Annotated in this window: 3 protein-coding genes; all 3 read right to left on the bottom strand. The window is 38.8% G+C overall.

What is annotated here, in order from left to right; all coding sequences use genetic code 11:
• Window positions 1–471 precede the first annotated feature (471 nt).
• Window positions 472–3,084 (bottom strand): ATP-binding protein, encoded by a 2,613-nt coding sequence (locus tag F6K18_RS35540; protein WP_287528016.1) that lies wholly within the window; start codon window positions 3,082–3,084, stop codon window positions 472–474.
• Window positions 3,085–3,126: 42 nt separating this feature from the next.
• The gene (locus F6K18_RS35535; protein WP_287528013.1) at window positions 3,127–3,267 is read right to left on the bottom strand and encodes a hypothetical protein; all 141 of its coding nucleotides are present in this window, start codon (window positions 3,265–3,267) and stop codon (window positions 3,127–3,129) included.
• A gap of 7 nt (window positions 3,268–3,274) precedes the next feature.
• Window positions 3,275–7,320 (bottom strand): hypothetical protein (locus tag F6K18_RS35530; protein ID WP_287528010.1); only part of this gene is annotated, 4,046 nt, incomplete at its 5' end.

The following is a 7,320-nucleotide window of genomic DNA, read 5'->3' as shown; positions in this document are numbered from 1 at the left end:
TAATACTTGTAGTGCCCTCTGTTGTATTGACAAAATTTACAGGATTTTCACTACCTGAAACTGTCAAATCTCTGGCTGTTTGATTTTGATTGGATAGGGGTTGATCATTTTGTTCTGTAGTCATAATCTCATATGTTTCATTAATTGATAATGGATAATTGATAATTACCTCTGGTTAAAACCGAGAGGATTGAATATAAGGAATATTTTCTTTTTTTTTCCTTAAAATGGGAGGCTTTAAACCAGAATTATTTAATTATTAATTACTAATTATTAATTATTCGGTAAAAAGTCTATATTTTGTTCGGAGATGTTTATTGGGCGTTGCTGATTATGGGTATAATTTTGCCCCCATAGCCCCCCAATTTTGGGGGGAATAAAACTCTAAAAGTCCCCCAATTTTGGGGGATGCACGGGGGCTTGACCAGAACCAAACAATCGCGCATTCATACTTCAATTCAGCAACGCCGTCTATTGATTATATTGGGATGGTTTAGTATCCATTAATTCTTGTTGATCCAGCCAATCTTTATCGTAGATACTCAACAGTTTTGTCAATATTTCAAAAAACTGTTTTTCTGTTCCATCGATAGAGCGTCGAACCCAAAAACCTCCTGATACATTTGCTAGATACAAATAGTTTTCTCGCTCATCAATCTTTTCATAACTATCTTCATTTTGAGTTGCTAAATAATCTGCCAGCCATCTAAATTGTTCTTGTAGATAGACTCCTAATCCCGTAAAGTTACCTTTTGTATATTCTAACGGAATAGTTTTGTTTTTAATGTTATGGAAATATTCCTCCTTGATTTTTTCAAATTCCCGAGGCTCGTCATAAAACCTTAGCTCCCTTGTTTTATCCGTTCTTAACATTTCTTGATACTCTTTCTGAACGGATTCGTATTTTTTCTTAAAGGTCTCAAATTCTTCAGGGGAAGCAAACAAAATTTTATGTGTTTGGTAGAAAGCTCTTGCTACTACTCTCATTTTATCATTGTAAGCTGATTGAATATGCTGCTTAAAGTTGTCGTCATTAGGATCAATAATGGCATTCTCTTGAATCCACTTTAAAAATTCTGGGTTGTAATACCCAAACTCATAGTCAGCATTAAAATTCAGTTCAGAATCACTATGGGGGCCACTGCGGAAAATAGGTAAACCTGAAACCGTAATTAGTTTGCGATAATCAACAAAGGGTTTGATTTTACAGTAGAGATCGCGCAAACCATAATCGAGCCAAGTTCCACATTCTTCATATTTTTCTTGATAATATCCTTCTTGCTCCTTTGTTTTTAATGGCTTAAGGCTTATCCAGGTAGAGCGAACAAGTTCTTGTTGTCTAAGTTGTTCAGCCTTTTTAACCTCCAATAGTTGAATTCCCGCAAAGCTAGCTAGTCCCAAAGAAATAGCTGAAAAAGTAGCGAGGCTGACAATGGTATTTCGTCGGCGCTTTTTCTTTTGTTGTTCTTGTTGCTGTTGCCACTTAATACTAACATCAATAAATTGATTTTCCTCTGCTCTTAAGCCACCAACATTTTTAAACGCATCTTTTTTCCTCAGCTCAATAACCTGCTCTAATCTCGAGCCTTTTAACAGTTCTGCCATACCTTTAGACTCATTCTCTGAGCAAATTTTCTGCCATCGCCTTGTTTCACTTGCCAGCCAATTCTTGAGAATAATAGCTTCTTTTTCCTCTTCAATCCAGTGTTTTAACCTATCCCAAGAAGAGAGCAAAATCTCATGGGCAATTTCTACCGTTGCGGATTGTTTTGAGCTTTGACTTTCACTCAACTTTAACTTTTCTGGAGTTAAATCTTCAGCACTACTAACCAGCAAATTTTCATCAATAAAAGTTGACAGAGTATTGTTTACTAATTTACCGACAAATTCACTACGATTAGCTCGTCTACTAACTGTCTTACTAACCGAATTAGTATCAATAATATTTACCAATTTAACAAATATTTGTTTCGTCGCTGACTGTTCATCTTGATTTAGATTCTGATAAATATCATTAACTCGCTTTTGTAGCGCACCTCTTACTCCCTCCAAAGCTGCATAATTTGCCTTGTTTAAAATGCGGTCTTCAATATTAGGACGACCATCATAACCAATAGTATGACATTCACTTTGCCAGAGCAAATCTAGAGTATATTGTAATAAGGGAAGATAACCTTTTTGCCCCTCAACTTCTTTAATAATTTGTTCAACTAACCCTTCTTCAAAAACGACTCCATTCTTGAATGCTGGTAGTTCAATTGCTTGTTTTAGTTCATCTGGGTGCATATCTGTTAGCAGATGAAGATTATTTTGATTGACAATTATTCCTAATTCTGGATAGGAACTTAATTGCTCCAAAAAATCGGCTCGCATTGCCAATATAATCTTTACAGAACTATCTTTAAAATTAGCAACACGAACAAGATTTTTAATAAAATTATTTCGTTTTTCTAGGTCATGGCAACTGGTGAATAATTCCTCAAATTGATCCACAAAAATTAGCCATTGTTCATCCTCTTTTTTTAATTTGCTAATTACTTCAGGTAGGGTATCAGCTTGAGATTTCAGGGCAATTTTAGCCTCTAATTTCCTGAAGTTATAATCTTTTTCTTCACTGAGAAGGCAGCGATATAAAGATTCAAAAGGGTCGTCATTTGGCGTGAAAATAAAATCATAAAATTTGCTCGATTTTAGAGATGTCTTGAATTCAGGAATAACACCTGCACGAACTAATGATGACTTACCACTTCCTGATGCTCCTAAAACTAAAGTAAAGCTACTTTTATTAACTGCTGCAAATAGTTTATTAATCAAAGCATCCCGACCAAAAAAGTATTCTCTATCTTGAAAATTAAACCTTTTTAGTCCTTGATACGGAGAATCTTTAATCAGTTGTTGCTGAATAATCTTCTCAGTGGATACTTCACTATAATAATTGTAAATAACATGACGAGATTGATTAACACTTACAGTGCCCTCTGTTGTATTGACAAAATTTACAGGATTTTCAATACCTGAAACTGTCAAATTTCCGGCAGTTTGATTTTGATTGGATAGGGATTTGTCATTTTGTTCTGTAGTCATAATCTAATTAGTTACTATTTTTTCTTAGGTTAATTAAATAAATTAGCGTTCAAAAAACTTTCTTCTCCTCTTCCTCTTTTTTCTTGCTTCTTCCTTCTTTATTCCCTCCTGACTCCTGACTCCTGACTCCTGACTCCAAAGCAATAGCTGATAGCTGATGGCTGACAGCTGAATGCTTCTCAAATTACTCCTAACGAAGCTTTTCTAATTCCTCTGTTGTCAAGGGATTTTCTCCTTTTTTCAAAGTATCAACCCAACTTTGTCGTCGTGCTTTTTCATCTTCATAACCTTTATTATCTATCCATTCAATAAACATCTCAAAGTCTTCAATAGCACCCTGAAAATCACCTGTTAATGCTCTGGCTAAACCTCGACTATCTCGAATCAATCCATTATAAGGTTCCAATTCAACTGCATTTTCACAGGCAAACATTACCTTTTTTACTTGCTTATTTAGACTACCTTGCCGACAAATATCATCCCAATATGAGGCAGAAACTTCTAAACTTGAATCTAATTTTTTTACTTGATTATAAGCATAAATAGCTTCATCAAATTTATGATTTTCTCTTAATTTCCTGCCACTTCGTAACAGACTTGCTGCTGCTGAATTTAAACTGAAATTAGAGTCTAGTTTTACTGCCTTTTGAAACTGAGAAACTGCTTTATCAATGTTGCCCTGTGCTGCTAACTGCTCACCCTGCAAAAACAAAGCCGTTGCCGAAGCTTCTACTCCACAGAGACGACGCTCCTCTTCAGTGACATTAGGGTTATTTTTCAGGTAGTCACTCATCCACTTGCAAGCGTGAGTTATCAGGTCATCTCGGTTAAATTTCGACAGTTTAACAGTGTTGTCACGACTCGCTGAAGCAATCAAATCTCCTGTAGGGCTGAATGCTACACCATAGACAGTATTCTCATGCCTCTCGAAAGTCCTGACGAATGTGCCATCGGGTTTCCACAGTTTAACAGTGTTGTCACGACTCGCAGAAGCAATCAAATCTCCTTTGGGGCTGAATGCCACACCATAAACAGAACTATCATGACTATCATGGCCCTCGAAAGTTCTGAGTAATGTGCCATCGGGTTTCCACAGTTTGACGGTGTTGTCACTACTGGCAGAAGCAATCAAATCTCCTTTAGGGCTGAATGCCACACTCCAGACAGTATTCCCATGGCCCTCGAAAGTTCTGAGTAATGTGCCATCGGGTTGCCACAGTTTGACGGTGTTGTCAGCACTGGCAGAAGCAATCAAATCTCCTTTAGGGCTGAATGCCACACTCCAGACAGTATTCCCACCCTCAAAAGTTCTGAGTAATGTGCCATCGAGTTGCCACAGTTTGACGGTTTTGTCACCACTGGCAGAAGCAATCAAATCTCCTTTAGGGCTGAATGCCACAGCAGAAACATAACTACCATGGCCCTCTAAAGTCCTGAGTAATGTGCCATCAGGTTGCCATAGTTTCACTGTCCGATCATCACTGGCAGAAGCAATCAAATCTCCTTGAGGGCTGAATACCACACCAGAAACATGATCCTCATGGCCCTCTAAAGTCCTGAGTAATGTGCCATCAGGTTTCCACAGTTTCACTGTGTCATCCCAACTCGCCGAAGCAATCAAATCTCCTTTAGGACTGAATGCCATACCAAAGACATAACTATCATGCCCTCCTAAAGTCGTGACAAATGTGTCATCGGGTTTCCACAGTTTGACGGTGTTGTCACTACTGGCAGAAGCAATCAGATTTCCTTTAGGGCTAAATGCCACACCATAGACAGTATTCTCATGCCCCTCTAAAGTCCTGAGTAATGTGCCATCGGGTTTCCACAGTTTCACCGTGTCGTCACCACTGGCAGAAGCAATCAAATCTCCTTTAGGGCTAAATACCACACCATAAACAGGCTCCTTATGCCCCTCTAAAGTCTTGATTAATGTGCCATCGGGTTTCCACAGTTTCACTTTCTCGTCATAACTCGCCGAAGCAATTAAATCTCCTTTAGGACTAAATGCCACACCAGAAACAGATTTATTATGCCCCTCTAAAGTCTTGATTAATGTGCCATCGGGTTTCCACAGTTTCACTTTCTTGTCATAACTCGCCGAAGCAATCAAATCTCCTTTAGGACTGAATGCCACACCAGAAACATAACTACCATGGCCCTCGAAAGTCCTGAGTAATGTGCCATCGGGTTTCCAGAGTTTCACTGTCCTGTCAGCACTGGCAGAAACAATCAAATCTCCTTTGGGGCTGAATGCCACACCAAAGACATGATCCTTATGTCCCTTTAAAGTCCTGAGTAATGTGCCATCAGGTTTCCAGAGTTTCACTGTCCTGTCAGCACTGGCAGAAGCAATCAAATCTCCTTGAGGGCTGAATGCCACACCAGAGACAGTATCCTCATGCCCCTCTAAAGTCCTGTGTAATGTGCCATCAGATTTCCACAGTTTGACGGTGTTGTCAGCACTGGCAGAAGCAATCAAATCTCCTTTGGGGCTAAATGCCACACCAGAGACAGTATCCTCATGCCCCTCTAAGCTATTAATTTCTTTCTCTCCTGGCCAGTCAACAGTTTTTTGCAGGAGATTGGTAGCCTGGTGTATCTCAGGTATTGTTTTATTTGCTCGTTGCTCCAGTTTCAGAGCTTCTAACTGTATGTCTAAGCTTTCCTCTCCTAAGACTAAGCGAGTATTTAAAGCTCTCATCTCTGCTTTTTGTTCACTGATGACAGCTGTGCGTCGTTGAATTTCTGACCACACAGCAAGTAGGGAAATTATCACGGAAAATGCGACCATTCCTGCTAACATTCGTTGACGTTTACGTTGTTTATATTTCTGACTTTTCCGAATAAATTCTTGCTCCCCTTGTGAGAGTTCATCCCGACGGTCTTTCAGTTGTTCCTGGGCCTGAAGCAACGCTGCTCCCCGTAATAGTTGCCCCTTATCCCGTTTCATTTCCTCCCACTGACGCATTGCTCCCCGCAGTCGTTCTTGCCAGACACGAAATTCTCGGTCATTTTCCATCCATCCCTTTAGTTGACCCCAGTTTCTAATTAAGGCTTCATGGACTACCTCAACGGTTTCTTGCCCTGAATTTTCTTCTGTTTCACTGCTAACAACAGTACGACCGGTGACAACTAACCGTGCATCAGCTAATTTTTTGACTAAATTCCAGTTTGTCTGGTTTAATTCTGCTTTAGTTGCCACTCGTCGGGTATCTTCTGTGCCTGCACCAGGGCGAACTAACTGCACAAAAATTCGATGGACTTGTTGTTGTTCTTCTGGTTTAAGTTTACTAAATTTGTCATCAGCATAACGAGTTAATGCACCAGAAACTTGACCTATTTCTTCATAAGCTTTATGAGTTAATTGTTTGCTTTTGCGTTGTTTCCAAAGTTCTGTTAAAGCAAATTCTAATAAGGGTAAATTTCCTGGTTGTTTATCTACATCTTCAAGAATACGTTCTACCAGTCCGCCTTCAAAGTTGACTCCTAATTTTTGAGCAGGTTTTTCAATAACTTCTCTCAGTTCTTTTGAGTTCATGGAGCGGATTTTTACATCCCCATTTCGCAAGACATCAGCTAATGGTGGATAAGATAATACATTTCCTAAAAAATCTGCCCGCATTGTGGCAACTAATACTGTTGATAAAGATGATTTTTCGGTGAAATACCGGAATGTATATAAGAGAGTATCAATAAATTTCCTGCGGGTTGGTTCGTCGTTACAAAGGGTGTAAAGTTCCTCAAATTGGTCGGCAATTAGTAAAGTTCTGTTATGGGGATGATTATGCTGTATTTGTTCAAAAACTTTGGATAATTGATTAGTCTTTTTTGTATCTTTTAGATACTCAGATAAGTCGTCAGTTTGAGTCAGAAGTTGAGTTTCATTGAGGTGGGGTGCGTAGAGTGGAATTAAGGCACGAGCTAGGGCATAAAATGGGTCTGTTCCTGGACGAAAATGGGTAAATTGCCAATGTCCAGCCTTGACTAATTTCGGTACTAAACCAGCTAAAATAACTGAAGATTTGCCACTGCCAGAGGCTCCTAATACGGGAATAAAATTACGAGTTTCTGTATATTGATAGAGTTCTTCAATAAATACTTCTCGACCAAAGAAATATTCGGCATTTTCTGAGTTAAAGTGATATAAACCTTGATAGGGACAAAGTAATTTATCGTCTATATCTTCTTCAGTAGATGTTGTAATTGTTTGTTTTTCATAATAATAGTTATAGA

This window comes from Okeania sp. SIO2C2 (assembly GCF_010692625.1).
Classification (GTDB): Bacteria; Cyanobacteriota; Cyanobacteriia; order Cyanobacteriales; family Microcoleaceae; genus Okeania; species Okeania hirsuta.
Note: the sequence above shows the minus strand (reverse complement) of the source record. Positions and strands in the feature narration are given on the sequence as shown.

Excerpts from the sequence above, each read along its gene's own strand:
- F6K18_RS35540 (WP_287528016.1), bottom strand. The coding sequence starts at position 3,084 with ATGACTACAGAACAAAATGACAAATCCCTATCCAATCAAAATCAAACT.